The sequence below is a fragment of the Aeromicrobium changchenzhani genome (genome assembly GCF_057586615.1).
In genome coordinates this window covers 152,161-175,911 of sequence record NZ_CM172480.1, presented here as the reverse complement: position 1 = coordinate 175,911, position 23,751 = coordinate 152,161, and the positions used below count along the sequence as shown (strand labels likewise).

27 protein-coding genes and 2 tRNA genes are annotated in these 23,751 nt (G+C 61.3%); 9 read left to right on the top strand and 20 right to left on the bottom strand.

Translation table 11 applies throughout. From position 1 onward, the window contains the following. The first annotated feature begins 180 nt into the window (after positions 1 to 180). Complete coding sequence (locus AC2YB9_RS00960) at positions 181 to 2,001, top strand: phosphoenolpyruvate carboxykinase (GTP) (protein ID WP_487266891.1); 1,821 nt, start codon at positions 181 to 183, stop codon at positions 1,999 to 2,001. Positions 2,002 to 2,062: 61 nt separating this feature from the next. Here the strand turns inward: AC2YB9_RS00960 and AC2YB9_RS00955 are convergent, their stop codons facing one another. The 3 genes from AC2YB9_RS00955 to AC2YB9_RS00945 form a co-directional block, all read right to left on the bottom strand. Continuing rightward, positions 2,063 to 2,263, bottom strand: a complete 201-nt coding sequence (locus AC2YB9_RS00955; protein ID WP_487268657.1) for an SRPBCC family protein — start codon at positions 2,261 to 2,263, stop codon at positions 2,063 to 2,065. 28 nt (positions 2,264 to 2,291) lie between these two features. Then, on the bottom strand, positions 2,292 to 2,492 hold the full coding sequence (locus tag AC2YB9_RS00950) for an SRPBCC domain-containing protein (RefSeq protein WP_487266890.1): 201 nt from the start codon (positions 2,490 to 2,492) through the stop codon (positions 2,292 to 2,294). A gap of 73 nt (positions 2,493 to 2,565) precedes the next feature. Next, the gene (locus tag AC2YB9_RS00945; RefSeq protein WP_487266889.1) at positions 2,566 to 3,309 is read right to left on the bottom strand and encodes an MBL fold metallo-hydrolase; all 744 of its coding nucleotides are present in this window, start codon (positions 3,307 to 3,309) and stop codon (positions 2,566 to 2,568) included. Positions 3,310 to 3,342: 33 nt separating this feature from the next. On the opposite strand from AC2YB9_RS00945, the gene AC2YB9_RS00940 reads away from it, so the two are divergent. Further along, positions 3,343 to 3,849 carry an EamA family transporter gene (locus tag AC2YB9_RS00940; RefSeq protein ID WP_487266888.1) on the top strand — a complete coding sequence of 169 codons (507 nt, stop codon included), beginning with the start codon at positions 3,343 to 3,345 and terminating at the stop codon, positions 3,847 to 3,849. A gap of 183 nt (positions 3,850 to 4,032) precedes the next feature. Here AC2YB9_RS00940 and AC2YB9_RS00935 read toward each other — a convergent pair. The 5 genes from AC2YB9_RS00935 to AC2YB9_RS00915 form a co-directional block, all read right to left on the bottom strand. Continuing rightward, positions 4,033 to 4,119, bottom strand: a tRNA-Ser gene (locus AC2YB9_RS00935). A 162-nt stretch (positions 4,120 to 4,281) separates the two neighbouring features. After that, entirely contained in the window at positions 4,282 to 4,743 is a 462-nt protein-coding gene (locus tag AC2YB9_RS00930) for a hypothetical protein (RefSeq protein ID WP_487266887.1), read from the bottom strand. Between the two features lie 10 nt (positions 4,744 to 4,753). Continuing rightward, a tRNA-Ser gene (locus AC2YB9_RS00925) sits at positions 4,754 to 4,842 on the bottom strand. A 42-nt stretch (positions 4,843 to 4,884) separates the two neighbouring features. Then, positions 4,885 to 5,940 carry a hypothetical protein gene (locus AC2YB9_RS00920; RefSeq protein ID WP_487266886.1) on the bottom strand — a complete coding sequence of 352 codons (1,056 nt, stop codon included), beginning with the start codon at positions 5,938 to 5,940 and terminating at the stop codon, positions 4,885 to 4,887. Beyond that, on the bottom strand, positions 5,937 to 6,722 hold the full coding sequence (locus AC2YB9_RS00915; protein ID WP_487266885.1) for a carbon-nitrogen hydrolase family protein: 786 nt from the start codon (positions 6,720 to 6,722) through the stop codon (positions 5,937 to 5,939). The genes AC2YB9_RS00920 and AC2YB9_RS00915 overlap by 4 nt, the downstream gene beginning before the upstream one ends. Positions 6,723 to 6,731: 9 nt before the next feature. On the opposite strand from AC2YB9_RS00915, the gene AC2YB9_RS00910 reads away from it, so the two are divergent. Genes AC2YB9_RS00910 through AC2YB9_RS00900 form a run of 3 tightly spaced genes read left to right on the top strand, consistent with a single transcriptional unit; the run spans position 6,732 to position 8,901 of the window. Further along, positions 6,732 to 7,766: an NAD(P)H-quinone oxidoreductase gene (locus tag AC2YB9_RS00910; protein WP_487266884.1), complete on the top strand. Its 1,035-nt coding sequence runs from the start codon at positions 6,732 to 6,734 to the stop codon at positions 7,764 to 7,766. 34 nt (positions 7,767 to 7,800) lie between these two features. Further along, on the top strand, positions 7,801 to 8,313 hold the full coding sequence (locus tag AC2YB9_RS00905) for a bacterial proteasome activator family protein (protein WP_487266883.1): 513 nt from the start codon (positions 7,801 to 7,803) through the stop codon (positions 8,311 to 8,313). Between the two features lie 33 nt (positions 8,314 to 8,346). Further along, positions 8,347 to 8,901 carry a WhiB family transcriptional regulator gene (locus tag AC2YB9_RS00900; RefSeq protein ID WP_487266882.1) on the top strand — a complete coding sequence of 185 codons (555 nt, stop codon included), beginning with the start codon at positions 8,347 to 8,349 and terminating at the stop codon, positions 8,899 to 8,901. A 24-nt stretch (positions 8,902 to 8,925) separates the two neighbouring features. Here the strand turns inward: AC2YB9_RS00900 and AC2YB9_RS00895 are convergent, their stop codons facing one another. Further along, positions 8,926 to 9,708 (bottom strand): HAD family hydrolase, encoded by a 783-nt coding sequence (locus AC2YB9_RS00895; protein ID WP_487266881.1) that lies wholly within the window; start codon positions 9,706 to 9,708, stop codon positions 8,926 to 8,928. Continuing rightward, positions 9,705 to 10,973 carry a serine--tRNA ligase gene (gene serS / locus AC2YB9_RS00890; RefSeq protein WP_487266880.1) on the bottom strand — a complete coding sequence of 423 codons (1,269 nt, stop codon included), beginning with the start codon at positions 10,971 to 10,973 and terminating at the stop codon, positions 9,705 to 9,707. The genes AC2YB9_RS00895 and serS overlap by 4 nt, the downstream gene beginning before the upstream one ends. Positions 10,974 to 11,070: 97 nt before the next feature. Here serS and AC2YB9_RS00885 point away from each other — a divergent pair, with 97 nt between their 5' ends. Continuing rightward, positions 11,071 to 12,681 (top strand): bifunctional phosphatase PAP2/diacylglycerol kinase family protein, encoded by a 1,611-nt coding sequence (locus AC2YB9_RS00885; protein ID WP_487266879.1) that lies wholly within the window; start codon positions 11,071 to 11,073, stop codon positions 12,679 to 12,681. Positions 12,682 to 12,816: 135 nt separating this feature from the next. On the opposite strand, the gene AC2YB9_RS00880 is transcribed toward AC2YB9_RS00885, so the two are convergent. From AC2YB9_RS00880 to AC2YB9_RS00860, 5 genes are all read right to left on the bottom strand, one after another. Next, the gene (locus AC2YB9_RS00880) at positions 12,817 to 13,254 is read right to left on the bottom strand and encodes a hypothetical protein (protein WP_487266878.1); all 438 of its coding nucleotides are present in this window, start codon (positions 13,252 to 13,254) and stop codon (positions 12,817 to 12,819) included. Then, on the bottom strand, positions 13,235 to 14,257 hold the full coding sequence (locus tag AC2YB9_RS00875; RefSeq protein WP_487266877.1) for an adenosine deaminase: 1,023 nt from the start codon (positions 14,255 to 14,257) through the stop codon (positions 13,235 to 13,237). The genes AC2YB9_RS00880 and AC2YB9_RS00875 overlap by 20 nt, the downstream gene beginning before the upstream one ends. Beyond that, a complete protein-coding gene (locus AC2YB9_RS00870) occupies positions 14,254 to 14,391 on the bottom strand; it encodes a hypothetical protein (protein ID WP_487266876.1) in 138 nt (45 codons plus the stop codon). The genes AC2YB9_RS00875 and AC2YB9_RS00870 overlap by 4 nt, the downstream gene beginning before the upstream one ends. Positions 14,392 to 14,709: 318 nt before the next feature. Next, positions 14,710 to 17,157, bottom strand: a complete 2,448-nt coding sequence (locus tag AC2YB9_RS00865; protein ID WP_487268655.1) for a glycoside hydrolase family 65 protein — start codon at positions 17,155 to 17,157, stop codon at positions 14,710 to 14,712. Between the two features lie 80 nt (positions 17,158 to 17,237). Further along, on the bottom strand, positions 17,238 to 17,987 hold the full coding sequence (locus AC2YB9_RS00860) for an HAD family hydrolase (protein ID WP_487266875.1): 750 nt from the start codon (positions 17,985 to 17,987) through the stop codon (positions 17,238 to 17,240). 24 nt (positions 17,988 to 18,011) lie between these two features. On the opposite strand from AC2YB9_RS00860, the gene AC2YB9_RS00855 reads away from it, so the two are divergent. Further along, the gene (locus AC2YB9_RS00855) at positions 18,012 to 19,199 is read left to right on the top strand and encodes an arginine deiminase (protein WP_487266874.1); all 1,188 of its coding nucleotides are present in this window, start codon (positions 18,012 to 18,014) and stop codon (positions 19,197 to 19,199) included. Positions 19,200 to 19,289: 90 nt separating this feature from the next. Then, positions 19,290 to 19,751, top strand: coding sequence for a carboxymuconolactone decarboxylase family protein (locus AC2YB9_RS00850; RefSeq protein WP_487266873.1), 462 nt, complete (start codon positions 19,290 to 19,292; stop codon positions 19,749 to 19,751). Between the two features lie 22 nt (positions 19,752 to 19,773). Here the strand turns inward: AC2YB9_RS00850 and AC2YB9_RS00845 are convergent, their stop codons facing one another. Continuing rightward, positions 19,774 to 20,619, bottom strand: a complete 846-nt coding sequence (locus tag AC2YB9_RS00845) for a DUF5926 family protein (protein WP_487266872.1) — start codon at positions 20,617 to 20,619, stop codon at positions 19,774 to 19,776. A gap of 81 nt (positions 20,620 to 20,700) precedes the next feature. Next, positions 20,701 to 21,099, bottom strand: coding sequence for an ATP-binding protein (locus AC2YB9_RS00840; RefSeq protein WP_487266871.1), 399 nt, complete (start codon positions 21,097 to 21,099; stop codon positions 20,701 to 20,703). A gap of 208 nt (positions 21,100 to 21,307) precedes the next feature. Here AC2YB9_RS00840 and AC2YB9_RS00835 point away from each other — a divergent pair, with 208 nt between their 5' ends. Next, positions 21,308 to 21,622: a rhodanese-like domain-containing protein gene (locus AC2YB9_RS00835; RefSeq protein ID WP_487266870.1), complete on the top strand. Its 315-nt coding sequence runs from the start codon at positions 21,308 to 21,310 to the stop codon at positions 21,620 to 21,622. Positions 21,623 to 21,689: 67 nt separating this feature from the next. Here AC2YB9_RS00835 and AC2YB9_RS00830 read toward each other — a convergent pair whose 3' ends face one another. The 3 genes from AC2YB9_RS00830 to AC2YB9_RS00820 form a co-directional block, all read right to left on the bottom strand. Beyond that, positions 21,690 to 21,968 (bottom strand): HU family DNA-binding protein, encoded by a 279-nt coding sequence (locus AC2YB9_RS00830; protein WP_487266869.1) that lies wholly within the window; start codon positions 21,966 to 21,968, stop codon positions 21,690 to 21,692. Positions 21,969 to 22,070: 102 nt separating this feature from the next. Continuing rightward, complete coding sequence (aat, locus tag AC2YB9_RS00825) at positions 22,071 to 22,730, bottom strand: leucyl/phenylalanyl-tRNA--protein transferase (RefSeq protein WP_487266868.1); 660 nt, start codon at positions 22,728 to 22,730, stop codon at positions 22,071 to 22,073. After that, a complete protein-coding gene (locus AC2YB9_RS00820; RefSeq protein ID WP_487266867.1) occupies positions 22,727 to 23,716 on the bottom strand; it encodes a phosphotransferase in 990 nt (329 codons plus the stop codon). Before AC2YB9_RS00820 ends, aat begins: the two co-directional genes overlap by 4 nt. Between the last annotated feature and the right edge of the window lie 35 nt (positions 23,717 to 23,751).

Below are 23,751 nucleotides of genomic sequence, written 5' to 3'. Positions count from 1 at the left end.
TGACCGATTCCACTGGCCCCCCAGCCCCACAGGACAACGATCGGGCGTACGCTCGAAGGGTCCGTAATCGATTTTTGACAGCCCCCCATATCCACATCAGCTACTCAGTTCGATGGCACAGATACTGAGAGTGCGAGTCAATGCGGTTGGCCCGCGATGCGCGAGAAGGAACGATAAAGAATGTCTGCAGATACAACTGAAACAACTTACCGTTCGACTCACACCAAGCTTCAGGCTTGGGTCGATGAGGTAGCCGCCCTCACCAAGCCGGACCGTATCCAATGGGTCGACGGCTCGGACGCCGAGTGGGACAAACTCACTGGCGACCTCGTTGAAGCCGGCACCTACGTCAAGCTTGACGAAGCCAAGAAGCCCAACTCTTTCTGGTGTGCCTCCGACCCTTCCGACGTTGCACGCGTCGAAGCTCGCACCTTCATCTGCAGTGTTGATGAGGCCGACGCCGGCCCGACCAACAACTGGATGGACCCGAGTGAGATGAAGGCGACGCTCAGGCCGCTCTTCGACGGTTCGATGACGGGCCGCACGATGTATGTGATCCCGTTCGTCATGGGTCACATCAATGCTGAATCCCCGATGTTCGGTGTCGAGATCACCGACTCCGCATACGTCGTCACCTCAATGCGCATCATGGCCCGAATCGGCGCCGAAGTCCTCAGCGCGATCGAATCGACGAACGCGGACTTCGTTCCTGCTCTTCACTCGGTCGGCATGCCGCTCGCTGATGGCCAGGCCGACATCTCTTGGCCGTGCAATGACACCAAGTACATCGTGCAGTTCCCCGAAGAGCGCACGATCTGGTCTTACGGCTCGGGTTACGGGGGAAACGCCCTGCTCGGCAAGAAGTGCTACGCGCTCCGCATCGCCTCGGCAATCGCGCACGACGAGGGCTGGATGGCCGAGCACATGCTCATCCTCAAGCTCACCAACCCCGAGGGCACCGTCAAGTACGTCGCTGCTGCGTTCCCCAGCGCCTGTGGCAAGACCAACCTTGCAATGATCACTCCGACGATCCCCGGCTGGACCGCCGAGATCGTCGGAGACGACATCGCTTGGATGCGGATCCGCAAGGACGGCCGTCTGTGGGCAGTCAACCCCGAGTTCGGCCTGTTCGGTGTTGCGCCTGGCACCGGTTACGGCACCAACCACAATGCGATGGAAACGATCGAAAAGGGCAACTCGATTTTCACCAACGTCGCCCTCACTGATGACGGCGACGTCTGGTGGGAGGGCATGACCGACGAGAAGCCGGCCCACCTGACCGATTGGAAGGGCCGCGATTGGACTCCTGACTCGGACGAACCGTCCTCGCACCCGAACAGCCGTTTCTGCACGCCGATCAAGCAGTGCCCGATTGTTGCGCCCGAATATGACGACCCCAATGGTGTCCCGATCGACGCAATCTTGTTCGGTGGCCGTCGCAAGACCACGATCCCGTTGATCACCGAGGCCCGCGATTGGGACCACGGCACGTTCATGGGCGCCACGCTCTCCTCGGAGACCACGGCCGCCGCGACCGGCGCGGTCGGCGTTGTTCGCCGCGATCCCATGGCGATGCTGCCGTTCATCGGCTACAACGCCGGTGACTACCTCAGCCACTGGATCGACATGGGCAAAAACAACGATGCCGCCAAGATGCCGAAAATCTTTTACGTGAACTGGTTCCGCCGTGACGAAGACGGTGGCTTCCTGTGGCCCGGCTTCGGCGAGAACAGCCGCGTTCTCAAGTACGTCGTGGATCGCCTCGAAGGCAAGGTTGAAGCCGTCGAGACCCCGATCGGCTACGTGCCCGCTCCCGGCGCCCTCGATGTCGACGGCCTCGATGTATCCGAAGATCAGTTGGCCAAGGCATCCGCCGTCGACACCGACGAGTGGAAGGCCGAGATCCCGCAAATCGATGAATGGTTCAAGAAGTTCGGCGACGACCTGCCGGCCGTTCTCTGGACCGAACTCGACGGCCTGAAGGCGCGCCTCAACGCCTGAGCATCAAAACAAGACAGCAAGGGGCCCCGCGCGTTTGCGCGGGGCCTCTTCTGCCTGTGCGTCACGCCAGTTGAGCGAGGACCTGCTCCATCGTGTCGAAGAAACCGTTGTAGCCGGCCACAGTCTGCGCAACCTGCTCGTCGGTGAAGTCCATGCCGGCCTGCGTCATGGCCATCTCGGTGCCAGCGTCAACTTCGGATAACAGCACAGTCACGAGGCCACGAGCTGGACCCGCAGGATTGTCAGTCATCGTGAATGCCAGCCGCGCTGGCGGATCGACGACCTCATACTCACCGACCCAGTCGATCGTGCTGCCGTCGGGCAGGTAGCATCACAGCGCTCCATGCACCGCCGGGCCGTACGTCCATCGTCAACGTCTTGAGCGGTACCTCAACGGCGGCGGTACCGAACCAAACCGAGAAATGCTCTGGTCGAGTCCAGGCGTCGAACACGAGCTCGCGGCTCGCGGCGAAGGTGCGGCTGATGCTCAATCCGTCAGTCGTATCGAGAAACCCTACGCGAAGGTCGGGGCCAGCTCATCTCGCTGTTCTGAGTCGCGCTGCATCAGCGTCCGGCGAGATCGTCAAGAATGCGCTTGTCGTGGGCGGGGAAGACCGTCACGCCGTCTTCGTTGTTGAGCCGCGCCAGCGTCGCATGATTGCCGGCGATCTTCTTACGATCGGCGGCCATGACTTTTTCGAAAGTTCGGATCAGACCCATTTTTGTAAGCGCTCGACCCGACGGCGACACATCCGCATACGAGCTGGCATCGAACACCGCATCGCCAGCGTGGATGAGAAGGCCGCGTTCGCCCGCATCGACCGCCACTGCGGCGTGCCCCTTCGTATGGCCAGGCATCGGCAGGTAGGTGATTCCAGGCAACACGTCGATGCCGCTCAGGCCAAAGCGCCACGCCTCACCGGGGCCCGCATGGGTCTTGATCGTCGGACCGTAAGCCCACTGCTGCGGAGAATAGCGCTGCTTCGACATAAAGTCCGGATTGACGACCGCGCAGTCGTACTCTTCGGTCGTCGTATGGACCGTTGCGGCGGGGAAGTCAGCGATACCGCCGATGTGATCAAAATCCATATGAGTCAGGACGATATGGCTGACATCGCCCGCTGAGAAGCCGAGTGCCTCGATCTGGTGTAGCGCCGTCTTGGCGTCATCGCGGGACGGCTGAAGCAAGAAACGGGCCGGCCCCATACGTTTTGGCATGGCGAAGTCGTGGACACCCAGGCCGCTGTCGACCAGCACCAGACCGTCGTCGCTCTCGCACAGCAGTACATGGCAGATGACTTCGGACATAAACGGTGGGTGCATGGACCCACAACTCAGGTGATGAACGCGCATACTGTGATCCTGTCGGAATTCTCCGCACAGGTCGACTCGAATGGACCATTCATGGAGACTGCTTTCGTCGGAACGTGGACCTTTTGGGCGCTACTGTCGGCTGTCTTTGCCGCGATGACGGCAATCTTCGCCAAGGTGGGCGTCGCGGGCGTCGACTCAGATGTCGCGACCTTCATCCGTACCGTGGTCATCTTATTCACGCTTGGGCTGATTCTCATGGCGCTGGGCAAATTTCACTCGCCCGGCGAGTTGTCGACCAAAACATGGATTTTCCTGATCCTGTCCGGCTTAGCCCCCGGGGCCTCGTGGATCTGCTATTTCCGGGCGCTCAAACTTGGCCCGGCGGCGCTCGTTGCTCCCGTCGACAAACTCAGCGTGATCCTGGTGGCGCTGTTCGGGGTGCTTCTACTCGGAGAACGCCTCGCGCCGTTGCAATGGCTCGGAGTCACACTGGTCGGCGCCGGAGCAGTCCTACTCGTACTGAACTCGGCCTGAGCCTGTTGGACCCGGTCCTTCCCGCCTCCGAAGGGTCCGCGCCTTACGGCGGAGCGAGTTCCGCCCTGCTCGCGTTGCCCAATAACTAGCAAAGGAGCAAGGCTAGTTTCCCGAGCCTTGCTCCTTGCTTTTACGGCGGAGTGAACTCCTAATTCCTACGGAACATGTTCACTTGCCTTACGGCGGAGGTGGCGAGATTTGAACTCGCGAGAGGTTTAAACCTCAACCCGCTTAGCAGGCGGGCGCACTAGGCCACTATGCGACACCTCCATGTCACTCCATCGGCCAAAAACACCAAAGCAGCAACTTGCATAGGCTACCCGGTCGAACTATCTCGAAGCCAATCGGGACACCTGCGACGCGATTTGAAGCCTTTGCGATCGAAACAGCACGATCATAGGTGCCCAAGGCTTCAAATCGTGGGGCCGAGAGCTAATTGATGCGCTTGTAGCCGTTGGCGACGTTCAACCGCGCATGGAAATCCTGCTGGAGATCATTGGCTCGACGTGGGACCAGCATCAGCGGCACGGCCCCGGTTGCACCACCGTCGAGAACGACAACCAGCTGGAGACCCGAAGGGCCCGCCTGACTGTCGACCTTCTCGACCGCGGACCAGTGCCCCGAGCGCATCTCACCGATCGCCACCCGGCCAAGTCTGAACCCCTGCGCGGTGAGCTTCGCGACGAGCGGCGGCCGCGCCATCGACCACACCGCAAGCAAGACGAAGCCGAACGTAAGTATGAGGAACGCCCAGCCGACTGTTCGGCCAAAGCCACCCAGTCCGAAACCGAGATAGGTGACTATCGCGCTGACGCCAGCCAACACCATGCGCCATCCAAAAAGTTGCAGGGCGAAGCGCCGATCAAGCCGGTAGGTCGTCGAAGCAGTCATCATTTCCATAGCGCAGAGGGGGCGGGATTCGAACCCGCGGTTGACGTTTCCGCCAACGACCGCTTTCAAGGCGGTTCCGATCGGCCACTCCGGCACCCCTCCAAGTCACCCGACCGAAACCGGGTGCCCTCAGCGATTGTTTCATTACTTCAGTGGCGCGATGCGAGGTGGTTCGATCCGCTCGATTTGTTCGATCGCACGGGCCGCCCTCGAAGAGCGTTCCTGGATGACAATGTGCCGCGCGATAAGGCCGACGACCAGTCCCAATACAGCCGAGTAAAGGGTCGACAGGGCGATATACGACGGCAGCGCGCTGGGCGTAACAAGCGACGTTGTCACCACCGAGGTGCCAATAACCGCGAACACCAGAATCCACCAGCCCTCGCGGCGTTTCGCGCGTACGCTGACGCCGACCAAAAGCGCCGGGAAACCGATCAACACCTCGACCGGGCGCGGTACGCCGCCGATGTTCTGCCGCAGCCAGACGACCATGTTGCCGATGGTATCGACGACGGACTGGGAGCCGTGCGCACGCACGAAGCTGCTGTAGGTGAACAAAATGACCAGCAAGATGGCGAAGCCGATCGGAATCAATAGCCCTTGTTTGCCGACGCCATGCAGGCCCGCGCCGAGGTTCCACATCATCGCGATCGCCAGAGTCAGAGCCCCACCGATAACGAAAAGGTTAAAGCGTTGATAGTTGACCGGCGCATTCCAGGCGGCAACGCCCACCGTACCGACCAACGCGACAATCAGCGCAATCACATATTCGCGGACTGCGGCCAGCAATGACCTCGCCGGGCGAGTGTTGACCACCGCGAGAACCGCGCCAAGAATCGCTGTCATGGCCGCCGAGGCCGCCAGCAAAATATTCGACTGGATGACCACGGTCGCCAGGCCGAGCACGGCGACCAGTGGCACCCAGAGCCGCATCCGGCCGCCGCCGCGATGGGTTAGTCCGATTGCAAAGGTGACCATGAGAACCAGTGCTGCCGGTCGCTCGATCCCCGCTGGCGCGCCAACCGCGACAACGGCCGTGGCGGCCGCAAGCGCGGCCAGAACCCACAGGACGAAAAGACCGAGGATGATCCGCCGGACGAGCGACCGTGATCCGATACGTGGTTCGCGGGTGGGCATGTCGTAGTCGGCAGGAACCGTCGTATCGAGTCGCCGGCGCCCACCAGGCGGGGTTCGACTCATCTAGGACTCCGGATCCGTCGGTTGGCCAACGAAGGATTCTGCTGGCGTACGCGCGCAATCTCGTCGAAATCGAGATCGCTGCGCAGGATGACGGGATCATCACCCGCCGCATCAATAATAGAACCCAAAGCATCAACAACCAATGAATTACCGACGTAGCGCGTGCCACACTGCGCGGCGGCCATCACGGCAACGGTGTTCTCGATTGCGCGCGCACGGAGCAGCGTCGTCCAGTGTTCGAGTTTGCCCTCGCCTTGAACCCAAGCCGCAGGAACTATGAACGCTTCCGCGCCGGCATCGACAAGCGCCCGGGCAAGCTCAGGGAACCGGAGGTCATAACAGGTCATGAGGCCGACCGTGTGCCCGGCGATGTTGAGCACCGCCGGGTCGATTGGGCCGGGACGCATCCGGTCAGATTCGCGATAACCAAATGAATCGTAGAGGTGAATCTTGCGGTAGGTCTGCACGAGCGCGCCATCATGTCCGAACGCGACGAGAGTGTTGTACGGCAATCCGTCGGTCGCCTCGAACATCCCACCCACGACAGTCGCACCCAATCGACGAGCGTGATCGGACAAGAGGGCGCTGAACGGGCCGTCGATCGGCTCGGCCGCGGCAGCTAGATCGTCGTCAGGGCGGCCGAAGTCAAACATCGCGGCTTCGGGCAGAACGACTAGATCGAGGCCGTCGTCGGCGCTCAATTCACCGAGCCGCTGATCGATCGTGGCCCGGTTGGCAGCCGTGTCGGTCACCGGACCGAACTGGATGAGAGCTACGCGCATACAACTATTATGTCAGCCCCCGCTGAGATTCCCGACTCGCACAAGCAGCGGCCATACAACTACGGTGTGGGGATGCGTGCAATTGTGGTCAACGAACCAGGTGGGGTCGATGCCCTCACTGTCGTCGACATCCCCATACCCGAGCCCGACTCCGGCGAAGTGCTCATCAAGGTTGTCGCGGCCGGCGTCAACCGAGCCGACCTGCTGCAGCGACAAGGCTTCTACGATCCACCGGCGGGTGCGACCCCCGTGCTCGGACTCGAATGCTCAGGCACGATCGAGGCCATGGGCGAAGGCGTGACGCATTTCCAAATCGGCCAACAGGTCTGCGCGCTGTTGTCCGGTGGCGCCTACGCCGAGTATGTAATCGCGCCGGCCGGTCAGGTCGCGGCCGTTCCGATCGGCGTCAATCTGGTCGATGCCGCCGGCCTCATGGAGGTCGCCTCGACGGTCTGGTCGAACGTTTTCATGATGGCCAAGTTGCAGCCGGGTGAGACGCTACTGGTCCACGGCGGCAGCAGCGGTATCGGCACGATGGCGATCCAACTCGCGAAGGCCTTCGGTGCGCGCGTCGTCGTCACTGCGGGCACTGCCGAGAAGCTCGCCTTCTGCCGCGATCTCGGCGCCGATCTGGCGATCAACTACCGCGAACAGGACTTCGCCCAAGTATTTGCCGACGAGGGCATCGCCGCGGACGTCATCCTCGACATCATCGGCGCAAAATATCTTGCCGCAAACATCTCGGTCCTCAACACGGCAGGGCGCCTAGTCGTCATCGGTTTGCAGGGCGGTATCAAGGCTGAACTTAATCTCAATTCACTCCTGCGTAAGCGCGCCGCGATCATGGCGACCTCGCTGCGCGCTCGACCAACCACGGAGAAAGCAGTAATCGTCGACAACATGGTCGGCCAAGTCTGGCCACTGCTTCGTGACGGCACGATCAAGCCCGTGATCCACCGGATCTTCGAGCTCGAGGAAGTCGCCGCTGCGCATCAGATGATTGAGGATTCCAGCCACATCGGCAAGGTGCTACTGAAAGTCTGAGCACCATAGTTTCCCAACTGGTTACTGTGGACATATGAGTGAGCAGGAGTCCCCGGTCATCGGACAGGACGGCAAGCCGATCCGCGTTGTCGACAAGGCATCGCCGATTGCCGATCTCGTTGAACAGCCAGCCAAAGTCATGCGTATCGGCGGAATGATCCGTCAGCTGCTCGAAGAAGTGAAGGCGGCCCCGCTCGATGAGGCCAGCCGCGTCCGGTTGCGTGATATTTATGACCAGTCGATCAAGGAACTCGAGGACGGCCTCGCGCCCGAACTCGTCGAAGAACTCGAGCGTCTGAGCCTGCCATTCGACTCCAAGGCACCGAGCGACTCCGAACTTCGTATCGCCCAGGCCCAGCTCGTCGGTTGGCTCGAAGGGCTCTTTCACGGCATTCAAGCCGCCCTGTATGCCCAGCAAGTCGCGGCCCAGTCGCAGCTGCAGAACATCCGGTTGGCCTTGCCGGGGTCTGCTCCCGATGGTGCGCCGGAAAATAACGATTCGACTACATCTGGCCGTTCTGATGCGGCAGGCGGAATGTACCTCTAGGCTTTTCCTTGGTGAGACGGGAAGAGGGAGCCCATGACCATCTTGGAAGAAACCTATGTGCCGCCATGCGCGCACACACCAGAGGTGTATCTCGACGAGAGATTGCAGAGTCCACCCACCAGGACTACTGCAACTCGAGCCGAATGGGATCACTTCGACCGACAACGAGCAGATGCGCATCGCAATTGCGCCGGCTGCCCGTTCCTTGTCGACTGTCTATATCGGGCGGTCGTTGAGGTCGACGTGTTCGGCTTTGCCGCATGTACGACCGAGGCCGACCGGATGTCGATCCGACGCAAGTTGGGGATCGAGATCATGCAACCGAACGCAGGGCCGCTGGCTGCACCACGTACGGGCTCAGGTCCGATCGACCACGAAGCGGTGCTGCTGGCGCGGAATGCGCACCCCGATGACACCTGCATCCAGTTGGCTCAACGCCTCGGCTGCTCGACCTCCACGGTCAAACGCCACCTGCGTCGGGCCCGGGGGTCTCAGGCGCCCGAGGCTGATCAGCCAATCCGGCGTACGCCAACGGTCGAAGAGGTCCTCGATTGCTTCGACGAGCTCGAGTCGAGTCGCCTCATTTAATCCCCGATCCCCGAAATTTGGCGACTAGAGGTATCGCGCGAGCTCGGCGACGAGGCCGTCGTCGTCGATTGTGCCGGTGACCGCGTCAGCCACCGCCTTGATCCGATCGGGGGCGTGGCCCATCGCGACACCACGGCCGGCCCATTCGAGCATTTCGTAGTCGTTGTGACCATCCCCGACGGCAAGGACATCGGCCCGTGCGATGCCTAGCCGTTCACAGACAAACTCGAGCCCGGAGGCCTTCGAGACGCCCTCGGGAGCCAGATCGAGCCAGGCCGAATAACCGATGTAGTAGGACGTCCCGGTCAAGCCGAGATCGTGCACCATTGCCGCAAACTCGTCGGTCGGCACCTCCGGGGCCCGAATGATGACGCGCGCAACCGGATGCGCAATGAGCTCATCGAGATCGTGCAACGTGATACTTCCGCTGATCTGGGTGTCCGGGAACGGTTTGTTGGCCCGATAGCCGACCCCAACGTCCTCAACCGCGACCATCGCCGTTGGTACCTGCTCCAGCACCATTCGCACCGCCGGACCTGCATCAAACGTCACCGACTGCAAGACGGTCGGCGGGTTGAACGAAAACACGACGGCGCCATTGCTGGCAATTGCGGTGCCCCCGGGGAGGTCAAGTAGGCCAACGGTGTCCATGACACCCGGCATTGAGCGACCGGTCGTGATGACCGTTTCGATACCGCGTGCACGGATCGCATGGACCGCGTCATGCACCGCCGGGCTCATGACGTTATCGCCATCGACGAGTGTCCCGTCAACGTCAAGCGCGATCAGCTTGGGTGAAAAGGTCAACTGACTGGCTCCAACGTTGCGCCCACCAACGGGACGAGTGCGGCTGGCATCCGTACCGATCCGTCGGCTTGCTGATGATTCTCTAGCAGCGCGACGATCGTACGAGTCATGGCACACAGCGTGCCGTTGAGCGTGGCGGCCGGAACGGTGCCCTCGTCCGTGCGCACCCGGATGTCGAGGCGCCGACTCTGGAACTGGGTGCAGTTGGAGGCCGAGGACACTTCGCGATACTTCTCCTGCGTCGGAATCCACGCCTCGCAGTCGAACTTACGGATCGCCGAAGCGCCGAGATCACCCGAAGCCACGTCGATGACGCGGTAAGGAAGTTCGAGCAAATCGAGCCATTCACGCTCAAAGGCAAGGAGCCGTTCATGCGTCGCGGCCGCATTCTCGAGGGTCGTGTAAACGAACATTTCAACCTTGTCGAACCAGTGCACGCGGAAAATGCCCTTGGTGTCTTTGCCGTATGAACCCGCCTCACGACGGAAACAGGGGCTGAACGCTGCGTAGTTAAGCGGCAATGTGTCGGCCTCAAGAATCTCGTCGGAGTGATAGGCCGCGAGCGGAACCTCACTCGTGCCCACAAGGTAGAGATCGTCTTTGGGCAGGTAGTAGACATCGTCGGCCGCTTGGCCGAGGAACCCGGTGCCCTCCATCGCACGGGGCTTGACCAGCGCCGGTGGAATCATGGGAATGAAACCCCATTCGGCTGCCTTGGCCATCGCGAGTTGGGTCAACGCGAACTCCAGCCGCGCGCCCGAACCAGTCAAGTAATAGAAGCGGGCGCCACTGACCTTGGCGCCGCGTTCGGTGTCGATCGCGCCGAGAATCTGGCCAAGCTCAAGATGATCTTTCGGCTTGAACCCTTCGGCCGCGAAATCACGCGGCGTTCCTACCGTGTCCAGTACGACGAAATCGTCCTCGCCACCAACCGGTGCCTCCGCTGAGGTGATGTTCGGCAGCGACCGCATCAGCACATCGAACTCAAGCGCCGCGGCGTCCTGCTCGACAGCCGCAGCCTTCACCTGGTCACTGAGCACCTTGGTCTGCGCCAACAGTTGCTGCTTCTCCTCGCCCTGCGCCTTGGGGATGAGCTTGCCGAGATTCTTCTGTTCACCGCGGACCGACTCAAACGCGGCGATCGAGGTTCGACGGCGTTCATCGGCGCTGACGAGTTGGTCGACGATCTCGTCGGACTCTCCGCGGCGACGTTGCGACAGGCGGATCGATTCGGGGTCATCGCGAAGGAGCTTGGGATCAATCACATACCAATCCTATCGGCGCGGCACTCATCGGCGCAGCGGCGTCCACTAACCTAGGACGACTGCACCATTACGCCAACCCGACCGAAGAGGAACGACTGTGCCGTTCGATTTGCGCCGCGCCCAGCCGACCCGGCCGGGGCTCGTTGGCACGTTTATCGGCGTCCTCGCGCTGATCTTCGTCACGGTTGCGACGCTCGTGGGCTCCGACCCATCATTCCTGCGCACTATCGACCGCAATGTCGCCCAAACGGCTTATGACATCAGCAGCGGCAACGACACCTGGGTGGCTTTCCTGAAGCATGTGGCCACCATCTTCAGTACGACAACACTGATCGTCGTCATGGCCGTCATTGCGGCGTATGCGTGGTGGCGCCATGAGCGCCGCATCACCGCATGGATCGTGCTTGCCACCGCGATCGAAGTGCCGGGCGCTGCATTGCTCAAACAGCTCTTCTCGCGCGATCGTCCGCACTGGTCGGAGCCGTTGTCAACAATCGGCGGCTATTCATTCCCGAGTGGTCATGCCACCGGCGCCGGGTTGTTCTGCACGGTCGCGATCCTGCTAACGATCATCCTGACCGGCCGCGGTTGGAAGCGGCGCCTGATCATCACCCTGTGGGTTCTGTTCGGCCTCGCGATCGCCGCCGATCGAATCTTCCTCGGCGTTCACTATCTCAGCGACGTGATCGCTGGCCTCAGTCTCGGCAGCTTCATTGTGCTCGCGCTGTGGGCGGTCATGATGGGCGATGCCGCCCGCCACCCGCATGCTTTGGCCGCGATCGTCGGCACCGGCCGCAAACGGGTCGCGGTCGTGTTCAATCCGATCAAAGTCGGCGACATCGAAATCTTCAAGGACCGCGTACGCGTAGCCGCCGCACGTGACGGCTGGCTTGAACCGACATTCTGGGAGACGACGATCGAGGACCCTGGCGCCGGCCAGGCGCAACAGGTTCTCGAGTCCGGCGTCGACATGATCGTTGCCGCCGGTGGCGACGGCACGATCCGCATTGTCTGCAATGAGATCGCCCGCACCGGTGTGGCCGTCGGGATCCTTCCACACGGCACCGGCAACCTGCTTGCCCGCAACCTCGGTATCCCGCTGAACGTCAAAGATGCGCTCGACGTCGTGTTCTCCGGGCAGGATCGTGCGATCGATCTGGCGACTTTCACGACCGATTCGACCGAAGAAAGCGTGTTCCTGGTCATGGCCGGGCTCGGTATGGATGCGGCGATCATGAACGGCGTCGATGACCAACTCAAGGCCAAGGTCGGTTGGGTCGCCTACTTCGTCGCAGGGGTCAAGGCCTTGCGCTTCGCGCCAGTACGGGTTTCGATCTCGGTCGACGACGGCGAATTCGTTAAGTTCCGCGCCCGTACGATCGTGGTCGGCAATGTCGGCTTTCTCCAGGGCGGTATTCCGCTGCTCCCCGACGCGGAGATTGACGACGGGTTGCTCGATGTCGTCGTCATCGCGCCCAAGCGGTTCCTCGGCTGGTTGGCGATTGTCATCCGTGTCATCAGCCGACAGAAGCGTACGAACGAAAAGCTCGACCGTATGACCGGCAAGAAGATCGTCATACGGGCTGAACGGCCGACGCCGATGCAGCTCGATGGTGATCCGGTCGGCGAAGGCAGCGAGATGACCGCACAGATTCAACCCGGAGTGCTGCTCATCCGCGTTCCGCTGGCCCCAGCCCCGTTGACCTGAGCACTGCTCGCCGAGACTCCGCGTCCCGCGAGTGGCGCAGATTTGTGCCCTGAGTGGCGCAGATTCGGGGTTTTTACCGATGGAGATCCCCGAATTTGCGCCACTCGGCGAAAGCGGCGCGGGGGGTGTTGACGGTTAGAGGCTTTGCCGTTCGACGACGGAGGGGCGCGCATCGAACGACACATTGACGTTGAGATAGAGGTCGTCGTCGATATAGAACTCGATGCTGTGTGCGTCGGCGGTCAGATTGTGGGCGGTGCCCTCATCGAGCCACACGGTCTCACCGGTGTCGATCAGCACGCCGACCGAGCAACCGTTGTCGCGCTGACCGCGGAAGACAACCGGGCCCGGGCCACTGTCGCGAATGATCAGCGCCGAACGGCTGACGTTGGTCGCATCGGTGCCAAGCGTGAATTTATCACTCTCAGCCCGACCGAAGATCCATTTCTGATCTCCGACAAGCTCGACAACGCCCTTCTCGCCCGAAGCGAGGTTCCACGACACGGTAATCACTGGTTCATCCTGCCAGTCCTCCGGATCAGTCGCAGGAATATCAGCTCGATGGCTTGGCATAGGAATCAATCTCCTCAAGGATGGCGTCCTTGCCCTCGGGATCGAGGAAGGACTGACGAACAGACGCGCGGGCCAGATCGGCAAGCCCACCGAAATCAAGGTCAAGCAGGTCAGCGGCAACCGCGTATTCCTGATTAAGCGTTGTGGCGAACATTGGCGGATCATCAGAATTGATCGACACCGGCACGCCATTGGCTACCAGTGTCGCCAGCGGATGCGCCTCGATCGACGGCACCGAACGCGTGCAGACGTTCGAGGTCGGACACACCTCCAGTGGTATGCCGGCCGCCGCGAGATGCGCCATGAGTTCGGGATCCTGTGCGGCGGCGATGCCGTGGCCGATACGTTCGGCGCCGAGCGAGCGGATTGAATCCCAAATTGTCTCCGACCCGGTTGATTCACCAGCATGTGGAACACTGTGCAGCCCAGCAGCGCGGGCACGCTCGAAGTGCGGCTGGAACTGCGGACGCGGGACACCGATCTCGGGGCCGCCAAGACCGAAGCTGACCAGCCCATCCGGGCGCTGCTTGAGCGCCACATCGATCGTCAGGTCGGCAGCTGGCAGACCCGATTCACCCGGGATGTCGAAGCACCAGCGCAGCTCGATGCCGTGGTCCTTCGCAGCCCGCATCCGCGCATCCTCGACGGCCTCACAAAAGGCTTCCGGAGCGATGCCACGGATCACCGATGTGTAGGGCGTCAGCGTCAACTCGGCATACCGCACATTCTGTTTGGCCAGGTCACGGGCGACCTCATAGGTGAGCGTCCAGATGTCCTCGGGCGTGCGGATCAGATCGACGACCGAAAGATAGACGTCGATGAAGTGCGCAAAATCAGTGAAGGTGAAGAAATCTTTCAACCGTTCCGGGTCGGTAGGTACCGACGTTGCGCCAGCATGTCGCTGTGCCAGCTCCGCCACAATCGCCGGTGAGGCAGAGCCGACATGGTGAACGTGGAGCTCTGCCTTCGGCAGGCCAGCGATAAATTCTTCGCGCGTTGTCATAGCACCATACTGTCGCACGGCGCGCCGGTGGACTTGCCCGACAGCCCGTCGACAAAGCCCTTGCCGGTGGCCACCACGACGGCCGTGACATCCGGTTTGAACGGTCTACCGGGAGATTTTGACTGCAGTGTCATAGCGGTCGGCCCCTGCAAGAGAGTTGTTCGCCTGCGTCGGTTCCGTCGGCACTCCGTCCCAAACCCGCACGTAGTCAACCTGCGTCGTCGCGGGCAACGGCGTGGAGGCGGCGTTAAACGCATTGCCGCCGATGCCGAGAGCCTGGGTCAGCGCGAGGAAGAACGGCTAGTCAAAGGGACCGATCTTCGGATCCCCGGAATTCCAACGATTGTTCACACACGTCTTGCCGTCGATCTGGATCGTGATAGTGGACGGGGTCCATACCGTCGTGTAAGCGCCGGAGTTGTAGTGTAGATACGGGATGTTGACGGGCTGAATCAGTCTGCGCTCGGGACGGTCGCCTCGATGATCGTGCCATCGGCGCGGCGCGTGCCCCATGGTGGTTTGGGCTCGCCCTCAACCCGCGGACCTTGACCCTTCAGCTCGACTCGTGCGGGCTCGTCTGCGGTCACCGTGACGTTCTCCCCACGTATGACGAAGCTGGCCGCTCGACCGTCCTCGACGGTCAACTCGATCTGTTGAGCTGTCACTTCGACGCGTACCCGAGTGCCCTTGATCGTCACCCGATAAACCAGCGACGACCAATCGTCGGGCAATCGGGGGTCGATCGAGAACTCACCGCTCTGGTCACGGAAGCCGCCGAAACCGCATACGAGCGCACTCCACACTCCGCCGGTCGACGCGACATGGACGCCATCGGCGGTGTTCGCGTGCCGGTCGGCCAGATCGACGAACAGCGCGGCGTAGAAATAACGCAATGCGAGCTCGTGATAGCCCACCTCGGCCGCGATGATCGACTGCACGACCGCCGACAGCGTCGAATCACCGGTTGTGATCGGGTCGTAGTAGCTGAAATCATTGAATTTTTCCTCCGCGGTGAAGTGGTCCCCTTGCAGGAACAATGCCAACACGACATCGGTCTGCTTGATCACTTGGAGACGGTAGATGACCAGCGGATGGTAATTCAGCAGCAGCGGCCGCTTGTCCAGTGGCGTCTTCGGTAGGTCCCACACCTCGCGCTCGAGGAAGTGATCGTGTTGTGGATGCACGCCGATGTGGGCATCGAACGGGATCGCCATCGCATCGGCATATTTGCGCCATTCGACGATTTCACGCTCATCGAGCTCGAGTCGGCGGACCAGCAGCTCGTATGCGGCCGGGTCCGTTTCCTTGATTTTCTGGACCGAATGGGCCGCGTGCCGAAGGTTAAAGCGCGCCATGACATTTGTGAACAGATTGTCGTTGACGACGGTCGTGTATTCATCCGGACCGGTCACTCCGTGAATATGGAACGTGCCGTCTTCCCCTTCTCCCTCTTCCCGCCAGAACCCCAGATCGGCCCACATACGAGCGGTGCCAACCAAGATGTCGATGCCCTCACGTTTGAGGAAATCTTCGTCGCCGGTTGCGTTGACATATTGGCTCAACGCATAGGCGACATCCGCATCGATGTGATACTGCGCGGTGCCGGCAGCGTAATAGGCAGAAGCCTCCTCCCCATTTATCGTGCGCCAGGGAAACAGCACACCACGCAGGGAAAGTTGAACCGCGCGCTTACGTGCGGCGTCCAGCAGCCCGTAGCGAAAGCGCAATGCTGCTCGGGATACCTGCGGGGTCGTGTAAGTCAGGAACGGCAAGACATAGATCTCAGTGTCCCAGAAGTAGTGACCGCCATAGCCCGAACCAGTGACGCCCTTGGCCGGTATACCGTTGCCCTCGGCCCGAGCACTGGCCTGCGCAACCTGGAACAGATTCCAGCGCAGCGCCTGTTGAATCTCTGGTTGATCGGCGACCTCGACGTCCGAACGTTCCCAGAATCCGTCGAGCCAGATCTGCTGGCATTTGAACTGATGATCGATGCTTTCTTCCACGACGCGATCAAGCGTGCGATGACAGCGATCGATGAGCTCGCGGGACGGCACACCGCGTGAGGTGTGATAGGCCACAACCTTCGTGAGCGTGATCGGATGCCCCGGATAGGCGTCGATTCGGTAGGTCAATTTGCCGGTGTCTTCGCCGACCTGGATCTGCTTTGTGTAGTGATTGCTGGTCTCAATCGTGTGGTCAACTGCGACACCGAGCGTCATCTTCGATTGAGCGCAGCGATAGCCCAGCGTGATCCGATCGGTGTCTGCATTGAAATCGTGCTCCTGTGGCTCCAGCACACGACGCGGTATACGACCGGCCTTGCGCGGATCGACTCCTTCGCCCATCGCGGCCTCGCGGACGTGATATTCGTCCTCCCCGTCTTGCCGGTTAAGAATTTGCGAGGAGATCGCCACCGGGGCGCGCTCATCGAGCAGGGTGACCTCGAACGTCATGACCGCTAAGTGGCGCTGGGTGAAGGACACCATGCGTTTCGATCGGATCTGTACGCGTTTGCCCCCGGGCGTCCGCCACAGGATCTCGCGCTCAAGGACTCCGCTACGAAAATCGAGGGTCCGGCTGTAGTCAAGAAGATCGGCGACCGGGAGCAGCAGCGGTTCGTCATCGACATACAGCCGTATGACTTTGGCATCGGGTGCGTTGACGATCGTCTGCCCGACACGTGCGAAGCCGTATGCCTCCTCGGCGTGCTGGATCGGCCAGGTTTCGTGGAAACCATTGAGAAATGTGCCATGCGAATGGGTCTCGCGGCCCTCCTCGACATTGCCGCGCATTCCCAAATATCCGTTGCCGAGCGCGAACAGTGTCTCAGTGCGGCCTAGATCGGAATCGTCAAACTGCGCCTCGTGAAAGCGCCATTCATCGACCGGGAAACGCAACCGATCGAGATAATCTGCGACGGGTGGTGCGACATCGGGGGGTCCGTCTTCGCCCGGTTCGGGGCCGGTCGCATCAATGATCACTGCAGCTCCGCCAGATCGCTTACGACGACATCCGCGCCGGATTTGAGGAGTTCGTCCGCGCCTGCGCCGCGGTCCACGCCGACGACCAGGCCGAAGTTTCCGGCACGGCCAGCAGCAACCCCTGAGAGGGCATCTTCGAACACGACGGCGCGCTCTTTTGGCACGCCCAATCGCTCTGCGGCATACAGGAATGTGTCCGGCGCTGGCTTGCCCGCGAGTCCGGCGGCCTTGGCCTCCTTGCCGCCGACAACGAATTCGAAGTCCGCCTGGAGGCCCGCAGCAGCCAGCACATCAGCGGCGTTGGCCGAGCTCGACACGATCGCCATCGGCATACCGCGATCCTTGAGCAATTCGACCAAGCGCACCGAACCCGGGTAGGCGGTCACGCCCTCGGACTCAAGCAGCTCCGTGAACACGGCATTCTTGCGGTTGCCGAGGCCGCATACCGACTGCGTGCTGGGCGCATCGGTTGGCTCGCCTTCGGGCAACGTGATCGCGCGCGATTGCAACATCGAGCGCACGCCGTCGTAGCGCGGTTTGCCGTCGAGCTGGGCGAAATAATCTTCGGTCGTGTACTGCGGGGTGACCTCGTGGGTCGCAAAATATTCGGTGAACATCTGTTGCCAGGCACGCATATGTACCTCGGCGGTCGGTGTTATCACCCCATCGAGGTCGAACAGCGCAGCATCATATTCAGTCCAATCCACAACACGAGCGTATGCCCCGCCCGTGTCGAACCGCCACATCGCGTTTCGCCGTAGTGTGGAGACATGAGTTTTGGCGCGGACAGTGAGGTCGGACGACTCCGTAAAGTGATGCTGCATCGGCCGGGTCCCGAACTCGCCCGATTGACACCACACAACAACGATTCGCTGCTATTCGACGCCATTCCTTGGTTGGGTCGCGCGCAGGATGAACATGATGCATTCGCTGCGGCCCTGACCTCACATGACGTTGAGGTGTTGTATCTAATCGATCTACTGACCGAGACGCTCGGCCTTGAAGATGCGCGCAAACAGGCGATCGAGCAGGCCACCTCGGGCCTACATCTTGGTGACGGTTTGCGGCGGCATGTTGCCGCGATACTCGATGGCTTCGCTCCCGATCGACTGGCTCTGATGCTCACCTCAGGCGTACGCAATGACGAGGTCACAAACTTCCGCGGGATCGTGACGAGTCTATTGGCACCCGAGGACTTCATCATTGAGCCATTGCCCAATCTGCTGTTCACCCGTGACTCGTCGGTATGGCTGCGCGACCGCGTTGCGGTGACCTCATTGGCGATGCCTGCGCGTAGCCGTGAGACCCAGTTAACTGGACTGATCTATCAACACCATCCACTTTTCGCTGGATCTCCACAGGTCCACGGCGCGCATCGCGAACATCTCGAGGGCGGCGACGTCTTGCTGCTTGCACCCGGTGTCATCGCGGTTGGCGTTGGCGAACGCACCACCCCGGCCGGATTCGAGCGATTCGCCCGAGAGTCGCTGGCCGCTGGCCTCGCCCATACGTTGCTGGCCGTGCCGATCGCTCAGGAGCGCGCGACAATGCACCTCGACACGATCGTGACGATGGTCGATGTCGACACCGTGATCATGTATCCCAACATGGCAACGTCGCTACGTGCGCTCGCTGTCACCTGGGGTGACGACGACCTCGAGGTGGCTCCCGCCCGGCCGTTCTTCGAGGCCGCCGCTGACGCCATGGGCATCGACACCTTGCACCAGATCGACACCGGCCTCGACCCGGTCACGGCTGAGCGCGAGCAATGGGACGACGGCAACAACACCCTCGCGGTCGGGCCTCGGCTTGCGGTCGCCTATGAGCGCAATGAACAGACCAACGCACGTCTTGAGGCACATGGCATCGAGGTGCTCGCGATCAGCGGCTCCGAACTCGGTTCGGGACGCGGCGGCCCACGCTGCATGTCCTGCCCGATCGAGCGCGATCCGCTGTGACTCACGATCCCGCATAAGCATGTGACAGCGGTCGAACCGGTTGAAATCACGGTGGCATAGTCGAAGGTGAATCAACCAAGGAGAGCAATAATGCCACCAGCACGCATGAACCAACCCGCGATGGTCGTTCCAGGTGCCATGGACGCGATGATCCAGTTGAGCAAGGCGGCCCACAACGCAGCCGAGGGCAGCGCGTTGCCGCCGCTCGAACTGATCTATCTACGTGCGAGCCAGATCAATGGCTGCAGCTTCTGCGTTGACATGCATTCCCGCGACGCCAAGAAGGCCGGTGAATCCGATGAGCGCATCTGGTCGGTGGCTGCGTGGCGCGAGGCTCCTTACTTCACTGAGTCCGAATGCGCTGCGCTTGCGCTGACCGAGTGTGTCACCCGGATTGCTGATCAGCCCGACCCGGTGCCCGATGACGTGTGGGCCGAGGCGGCCAAGCATTTTAACGAGCAGGAGTTGGGCACGCTGGTCCTCGCGATCGCCGCGATCAACGTGTGGAATCGTTTCAACGTGGCAACCCGCCAGCCCGCCCAGCCGCAGTAACTCGCTCAGCGGGTTGGAGGGGTTAGCGGATCGTAAGTTGACGGCTCGCGAGTCCGCTACGGGCCGAACGTTCCTCGGCAGTCAATGCGGTCGTGTCGGCGAGCGCTTCATCAAGCCGTTGTTTAAAGTCGGCAGCCGGCTGCTCGACATCAGCAGCAGTAACGCCGGTGGGAAGCTCCCAGACCGGGACGAGCAGCGCGTGCGTGCGGAACATTCCGATCAGCCGGTTGCCCTCACCAAGTGATGACTCACCGCGTACGTGCAACCGGGCCAGCGCGTTAAGGATTTGATCCTCATCCTCGGGCATGACCCAACGAAGGAATGTACGTCCACCCATGACGGTCCAGTATGCGGCTTCGACGCTCGTCAACCGGGTGGTCGGATCGGCCGAATTATTGGCCGATTCGAGCAACGCTTCGGTGTCGTTGGTGCGCTCGGACTCAACCATCCAGAAGTCGAAACCGGCATGCACCTCGACTGCGAATGGCACCGAATCGTCGACCAGGTCCTGCAGTCGCGGGCCGACGCCGGGATCATCCATGACGACCGGATTGCCCGGCTCGATTTCGAGCGCCAACTCAACGACATGGGCAAGATCGCGGCTGATGTCGCCAAAGTTGTGGGTCACCTGCAGGCCAACCCAGATCTCCCCGTCGGGTCGGACGATGCCGGGCGTCGCGCCGGGAAGCAGCGAACACATCCGAATAACCCGATCGGAATCGCGGAGTTTGAGCGTTCCGGTCGCCGCCGGAACCATTTCGCGCAATGCGATCAGGTCGCATTCACCGGGCAGCCCCGCGAACGTCCGCACGACATACGGCATCTGTTCTTTGACGACTTTGACCTTGCGGCGTGATTTTTTACCCATGGGTGAGGACTCTAGTAGGCAAACCGACTTGGATGTCCTCGGCATACGCGCCCGGCGAATGATTGCTGCGCGATTGAGTGGCTAGCGGCGCGCGCTTAGCCCGAGTTCTGCGCTGACGCGGGTGCCGCCACTCATGTCGACCCACCAGCGATCGGCGACACGGTTGATGATCGAGAGGCCGCGACCGCTTAACGAGTCTTCATCGAAGTCAATCGGCTTAAGCGAGGCACCTTCGCCGGCATCAAAAACACTCAGTTCCAGCAGGCCGGAGTTGATCGTCCAGGAGATTTCGACTGTGCCGTCGGACGTGGGGAGCCCGTGGCTGACCGCATTGGCGATCATCTCGCTGATCACGATCAAGGCATCATCGATGACTTCTGGTGAGGCGCGATTAATGGTCAGGAAGCCCGCAAGCTTGGTGCGCGCAATGCTCGGCGTCGACATCTCAAATGGGAGTCGAATCGTGTCGGACGGCTTCACCTAAGGCCCCCGACGGCACCGTCAGGGATCGCGCCGGCGCACGCCGTATCGTTCCCGTTCCATTGCATAGCACCAAAAATACAGCTTCGGTGCCGTTCTTGGCGAATTGGGCCCAAATAACTAGTGCCGAATAGGTAAAGCGGATAGCTCTCATTCATAACCGCCCCCTGTCTGTCGCGGTCCGCGTCCGAACCGGCAGTATAGCTATATGAACGAGCAAGACATACCCACAGTTACTGTCGATGTCATCCCTAATCCGCTACCGGCAAATCTGCTGGTTCTTGACGTGCGCGAAGACCACGAGTGGGCCGACGGGCACATCGACGGCGCCACCCACATTCCGCTCGGCGAACTCGTCGATCGGCACGGCGAGCTTGACCCACAGGTCGAGACCCTCGTCATCTGCCATTCTGGCGGCCGATCAGCTCGCGCCACTGCATGGCTCGTCGCCAACGGTCATCACGCCAGCAACGTCGCCGGCGGCATGATCGCCTGGGAAGAAGCCAGCCGCCCGATCGTCTGAACACCGATCCGGACAACGCAGAAACGCCGCCGGAAGCCCGGCGGCGTTTCTGGGTTCTGCGGTGGTCTTACTTGGCAGCTGCCTTGAGCTTCGAGCCGGCGCTGACCTTGACGCCGAAGCCTTCAGGAATGTGAAGTGCTTCGCCGGTCGCGGGGTTGCGGCCGGTACGCGCCGAACGCTTGACGCGCTCAACCGAAAGAATGCCGGGGATCTGAACCTTTTCGCCCTTGCTCACGGCATCGATCAGGATTTCGCTGAATGCCGACAGGATCGAATCGGCTTCGGTCTTGCTGGTGTCTGCCTTGGCAGCGAGAGCTGCAACCAAGTCACTGCGATTGATAGCCACGGGTACTCCTCATAGATCTCGGGTCTAATACGGCACTAAGTGTATGGATTCCTGACGCAAAAACCCCGGACATACCCTGTGTTTTGGGTAAATTCCCTTGATTTATCGCCAAATTTGAGGAAATGGGGGTCCGATTCGGTCCTGAATGGCCGCCAAATAGCGGTCACGAGGCCATGTCGTGATGCCCAAGCTGGCCAAATGCGGGGTCTGCCATTGGACGTCGATGAGCCAATCGGCGGTGTCTTCGAGCAGGTCGACTAGCCCGACGAGTGCTGCTTTTGACGCATCGGTACGTCGATGGAACATCGATTCACCGGCGAATAATCGACCCAAACACAATCCATACAACCCGCCAACGAGCTCACCGGCGTCGTCCCGGGCTTCGACCGAATGCGCCCAACCGAGTCGGTGCAGACGCACATACGCGGTCCGTATGTCGCTGTCGATCCACGCTCCGGGACGCGATGAATCAGCACAGGCATCGATGACCGCTTCAAAATCCTGATCGGTCGTGATGGTGAAGTGTTTCATCGACTTACGCAGCGATCGCGTTATCCGAAGTGCGCCCGGTTCTAGGACGCCGCGGTGCAGCGGCGACCACCAGAGCAACAGGTCATCGCCCGGCATCGGGAAAGCGCCCTTGGAATAGGCGTGCAGGATCGTCGACGGTTCGAGATCAGCGCCGGCCGCAACGCAATCGTCGTGCGGCCATTGACTCGGCTCGAAGTTCCAACTGCTCGGCGGAACTGCCTGCGGCCTCATCCATGCCTCGGGTTCATCGGCGCCTCGAGCACATTGCGCAGATGGGACGCCGGGCTACCGCCCCACTGGATCAATTCCGCGGCGGACGCGCCATGCAGGGCGCGCCACCAGGTCGCGCTGCGATTGACTGCCTGCACGATTCCGGTTGCGCCCCACAATGCGTCGAACTCACGATCAGTGACCAGATCACGCCAGTGCTCCCGATACGCATCACGGACCGGCTCCCATTCGACCGTGTGCTTGTCTGCGATCCAGCCCCAAGGCACACTCAGTTCCTCCAAGGCGAAGGCCCATTGCGCATCACCGAAGTCGAACAGTTTGAGTTGTTCGCGCTCGATGAATACATTGCCCGGATGCAGATCACCTTGGACGAAAGTCGCGGGTATCGGAGCCTCGTCCAATCGTGTGGCCGCGTATTCGACTCGATCCTGGGCCAGCTCAAGGCGTACGATCTGGTTCCGGTTGAGATGGCTCGGATGCTCGGCAGGAAGACCGCCGAGGCGTTCGACCAGACCAATAAATCTCTCGACGACGGTCGACGGCGAATAGTTCGGTAAGCCGGTGGCCAATACGACCGGCGCCTCGTCCGCGAGCAGTCGCTGCATCTGCGCCGAATGCGAAACGATGCGCTGCCAGTCCGAGAGCGTCGGCTCATGCTGATCGCCGAGCGACGGGCCATGGTCGCGGGTCAACATCCAACCGCGGACGGGGTCAATCGCCAACGGAGTCGCGACGTTGCCATGGGTGAGTCCCGCGAGTACCTGCTGCAGCCGGGCTTCAAATCGGTTGGGCTGGCAGTTGGCCTTGAACCAGATCTGTCCGTCGTTGGTGGGGACGATCAGCTGGGTTGACCACGGCCGTATGCGTGGCTGCTCGATCCGGCCGGTAATTCTCAGTTGGTGATTGGCGAGGGCATCATGGATCCACTCCTGCGCCTCGCTGAGCCACTCCGGCGTACCGACGGACTCCGACCATGACTGTCCCACGCCTAGAAGCCTAACCATCGTCACAGGTCAGCACC

Coding starts and splice junctions, on each gene's coding strand:
- AC2YB9_RS00855 (WP_487266874.1), top strand. CDS start 18,012: ATGAGTTTTGGCGCGGACAGTGAGGTCGGACGACTCCGTAAAGTGATG.
- AC2YB9_RS00900 (WP_487266882.1), top strand. CDS start 8,347: ATGACCATCTTGGAAGAAACCTATGTGCCGCCATGCGCGCACACACCA.
- AC2YB9_RS00940 (WP_487266888.1), top strand. CDS start 3,343: ATGAACGCGCATACTGTGATCCTGTCGGAATTCTCCGCACAGGTCGAC.
- AC2YB9_RS00845 (WP_487266872.1), bottom strand. CDS start 20,619: ATGGGTAAAAAATCACGCCGCAAGGTCAAAGTCGTCAAAGAACAGATG.
- AC2YB9_RS00930 (WP_487266887.1), bottom strand. CDS start 4,743: ATGATGACTGCTTCGACGACCTACCGGCTTGATCGGCGCTTCGCCCTG.
- aat (WP_487266868.1), bottom strand. CDS start 22,730: ATGAGGCCGCAGGCAGTTCCGCCGAGCAGTTGGAACTTCGAGCCGAGT.
- AC2YB9_RS00920 (WP_487266886.1), bottom strand. CDS start 5,940: ATGAGTCGAACCCCGCCTGGTGGGCGCCGGCGACTCGATACGACGGTT.
- AC2YB9_RS00835 (WP_487266870.1), top strand. CDS start 21,308: ATGAACGAGCAAGACATACCCACAGTTACTGTCGATGTCATCCCTAAT.
- AC2YB9_RS00850 (WP_487266873.1), top strand. CDS start 19,290: ATGCCACCAGCACGCATGAACCAACCCGCGATGGTCGTTCCAGGTGCC.
- AC2YB9_RS00875 (WP_487266877.1), bottom strand. CDS start 14,257: ATGACAACGCGCGAAGAATTTATCGCTGGCCTGCCGAAGGCAGAGCTC.
- AC2YB9_RS00880 (WP_487266878.1), bottom strand. CDS start 13,254: ATGCCAAGCCATCGAGCTGATATTCCTGCGACTGATCCGGAGGACTGG.
- AC2YB9_RS00915 (WP_487266885.1), bottom strand. CDS start 6,722: ATGCGCGTAGCTCTCATCCAGTTCGGTCCGGTGACCGACACGGCTGCC.
- AC2YB9_RS00945 (WP_487266889.1), bottom strand. CDS start 3,309: ATGTCCGAAGTCATCTGCCATGTACTGCTGTGCGAGAGCGACGACGGT.
- AC2YB9_RS00960 (WP_487266891.1), top strand. CDS start 181: ATGTCTGCAGATACAACTGAAACAACTTACCGTTCGACTCACACCAAG.
- AC2YB9_RS00905 (WP_487266883.1), top strand. CDS start 7,801: ATGAGTGAGCAGGAGTCCCCGGTCATCGGACAGGACGGCAAGCCGATC.
- AC2YB9_RS00910 (WP_487266884.1), top strand. CDS start 6,732: ATGTCAGCCCCCGCTGAGATTCCCGACTCGCACAAGCAGCGGCCATAC.
- AC2YB9_RS00860 (WP_487266875.1), bottom strand. CDS start 17,987: ATGTGGCGGTTCGACACGGGCGGGGCATACGCTCGTGTTGTGGATTGG.
- AC2YB9_RS00870 (WP_487266876.1), bottom strand. CDS start 14,391: ATGACACTGCAGTCAAAATCTCCCGGTAGACCGTTCAAACCGGATGTC.